We start from the raw sequence: 3,350 nt of genomic DNA on the forward strand, positions 1-3,350 counted from the left end.
AGGAATACAATATGACTAAAAAAATACTTGTTACAGGTGGAGCTGGATTTATCGGGTCTCACACTTGTATAGAATTATTAAACAATGGAAATGAAGTAGTTGTCGTTGATAACTTATATAATGCCAACAAAAAGAGTTTAGAAGTAGTTGAACGAGTTACTGGTAAAAAGGTAACATTTTATGAAGTTGATGTTCGAGATGAAGATAAATTAAATGAAGTTTTTGAAAAAGAAGGAAATATTTATGGAGTTATTCACTACGCTGGATTAAAAGCAGTTGGTGAATCTTGTGAAATTCCATTAGCATATTATGATAATAATATAGCTGGAACTATTACTTTGTTCCGTGTTATGGAAAAACACAACTGTAAAAATATAATTTTCAGTTCATCAGCTACAGTTTATGGAGATCCTCATACATTACCAATTAAAGAAGATTTCCCATTATCTGTAACTAACCCATACGGACGTACTAAATTAATAACTGAAGATATTTTAAAAGATGTTTATAAAGCAGACAACGAATGGAATATTGTTCTCCTTCGTTACTTTAATCCAATCGGAGCACATGAATGTGGAGATATCGGTGAAGATCCAAAAGGAGTACCAAACAACCTAATTCCTTATATTATGCAAGTGGCTGTAGGTAAACTAGAAAAAGTTCAAGTTTTTGGTAATGATTTTGATACACATGACGGTACTGGAGTACGTGACTACATCCACGTAGTAGATTTGGCTCGTGGTCACGTTTCTGCTCTTAAGAAATTAGAAAAAGGTAGTGGCTTAACTATTTATAACTTAGGAACAGGAATTGGATATTCTGTACTAGATATTATTAAGAGTGCATCAGCTGCTGTTGGACGTGATTTACCTTATGTTATAACTCCGCGTCGTGCAGGAGATATTGCAGCATGTTATGCTGATGCTACAAAAGCAAAAGAAGAACTTGGATGGGAAGCAGAGTACGATATAAAACGTATGTGTGAAGATTCTTGGAGATGGCAAAGTAAACATCCAAACGGATTCGCTGATTAATATACTTAAACAAGAAAATAAAAGTCTATGTGACTGACCTAAAAATCCTAAGTCAGTATAAGAGCTTATAAGCGCAATGGGAATGACTCAACAAAAATCGATTTCTTCGAAATCACGATTTTTGAGTCACTCCCTTTTTTTATGTATTAATCACTCTTCTTATTTCCATAATAAAAAATCATCTAATCTTTACTATACAAAGAATAGATGATTTTTAAATTATTTTATTCTTATATCTTAATCTTAATAGTGAGATTTCGTTTGTTTTGAATTATTTATTTAGAAAAGAGACTCAAACGAGTCTCCTTCCTCATAAATTATGCTTTTTTTCTAGCCTTAATTGTCCCTACTATTATCGGAATTAAGCTAATTAAAACAATAGCAATTACTACTACTGAAAAGTTTTTCTTAACATATGAAATGTTTCCAAAGAAGTACCCTACTGATATAAATAATGTACACCAACAAAGGCCTCCAAAGAAGTCTATCACTCTAAACTTAGAATATTTCATCTTACCAGCTCCTACGATAAATGGAACTATTGTACGAATAATCGGGAAAAATCTAGCTAAGAAAATAGATTTTCCTCCATGTTTTGCTACAAAGTTTTCAGCGTCTTTTATATTGTCATCAGACACGAACTTTTTAAACCATGCTTTACTCTTTAAATAATCAGAGAAGTTTCTTCCAATAAAATAGTTACAATTATCACCAATTACTGCAGCACTTACACATAAGAATAATAATAAAAAGATGTTATTCCCTGTTGCTGCCCATAATGCTCCACTAGCAAATAATAATGAATCACCTGGTAAAAACGGCATGAACACAACACCAGTTTCGATAAAGATAATTAAGAAAATTATTCCATACATCCACCATGGACCGTGTTGCACCATTAATTCACCAAGATGCTTGTCAATATGCAATACAAAATCAATTAAAAATTTAATTGTTTCCAATGTAATCCTCCTAAAATAAATATGTTCTAATGATTATACCATAGAGAACATACCCTGTCTAATAATCATGCAATCAGTATATTAATCTCTTATGAATTTTTTCATTTCAGCAATGTAGTCCTCATTACTTTCATGTTTTCTAAGATGATTTAAAACCCCAATTGTTGGTTCACTAACATCTTCAAGCTTTCTACGTGTTTGCCATAAGATTTTCACTTCATCTTCTGTTAGTAATAAATCTTCTTTTCTTGTAGAACTCTTCAAGAAATCAATAGCAGGATAAACTCTTCTTGAAGCTAACTCAGGTGATAAGACAATTTCCATATTCCCAGTTCCTTTAAACTCTTCGAATATTAGATCATCCATTCTCGAACCAGTATTAATTAAGGCAGTAGCAATTATAGTTAAACTTCCTCCACCTTCAACATTTCTCGCTGCTCCAAAGAATGCTTTTGGCTTGTGAAGACTCGATGGATCTACCCCTCCACTTAAGAGTTTTCCACTACTTGGCTCTACAATATTATATGCACGTGCAAGTCTCGTTATACTATCCATAAGTATAATTACGTCTTGACCAAGTTCTACACGACGTTTTGCATGCTCTATTACTAGCTCAGCAACTTTAATATGATTTTCTGAAGTTTCATCAAATGTAGAACTTACTACATCTGCACCTCTTACAGATCTTTCCATATCCGTTACTTCTTCTGGTCTTTCATCAATTAAAAGAATAATCAACTTTTTATCAGGATAATTATTTCTAATTGAATTTGCAATATCTTTTAGTAATGTTGTTTTTCCGACCTTCGGTGGTGCTACTATTAATCCACGTTGTCCGAACCCAATCGGTGCTACTAAATCAACAAATCTGGTAGATAATTTTTCCTTAGTTGTTTCTAAAACAATCTTCTGATTTGGATAAATCGGAGTTAATGCTTGAAAATGTGCTCTACCTTTTGCAACTTCAGCATCTACATCATTAACCGTATCAACTTGTAAAAGACCTGCATATCTCTCACCTTCACGAGGTTTACGAACTTTACCATAAACTTCATCGCCTTTTTTAAGTTCAAAACGGCGAATTTGAGAAGCGGAAATATAAATATCCGTCTCTCCTTTTTTATAATCAACAGTTCTCAAGAATCCAAAACCATTTTCTGGATGTATATCATCTAAAATCCCCGATGCATAATAATGTTCTTCACTTACTGATTGTTTTTCTAAAATTGCTAAAACTAATTCTTTTTTATTTAATGTATAATATCTTGGAACACCCAGTTCTTTAGCCAAGGCTGTAAGTTCTTTAGTATTCATACTTTTATACATTTCATCAAATTTTACGTTACTCATTTTT

Annotated in this window: 3 protein-coding genes; 1 reads left to right on the plus strand and 2 read right to left on the minus strand. The window is 32.4% G+C overall.

The window, feature by feature from the left end:
* Positions 1–11: 11 nt before the first annotated feature.
* Entirely contained in the window at positions 12–1,034 is a 1,023-nt protein-coding gene (gene galE / locus RWN11_RS07795) for a UDP-glucose 4-epimerase GalE (RefSeq protein ID WP_314161169.1), read from the plus strand.
* Between the two features lie 317 nt (positions 1,035–1,351).
* On the opposite strand, the gene RWN11_RS07800 is transcribed toward galE, so the two are convergent.
* Together RWN11_RS07800 and rho are read right to left on the minus strand one after the other, a co-directional pair.
* Positions 1,352–1,996 (minus strand): VTT domain-containing protein, encoded by a 645-nt coding sequence (locus tag RWN11_RS07800; protein WP_314161168.1) that lies wholly within the window; start codon positions 1,994–1,996, stop codon positions 1,352–1,354.
* Positions 1,997–2,077: 81 nt separating this feature from the next.
* Positions 2,078–3,346: a transcription termination factor Rho gene (rho, locus tag RWN11_RS07805; RefSeq protein ID WP_314161170.1), complete on the minus strand. Its 1,269-nt coding sequence runs from the start codon at positions 3,344–3,346 to the stop codon at positions 2,078–2,080.
* Between the last annotated feature and the right edge of the window lie 4 nt (positions 3,347–3,350).

Source organism: uncultured Gemella sp., from assembly GCF_963519265.1.
GTDB lineage: Bacteria > Bacillota > Bacilli > Staphylococcales > Gemellaceae > Gemella.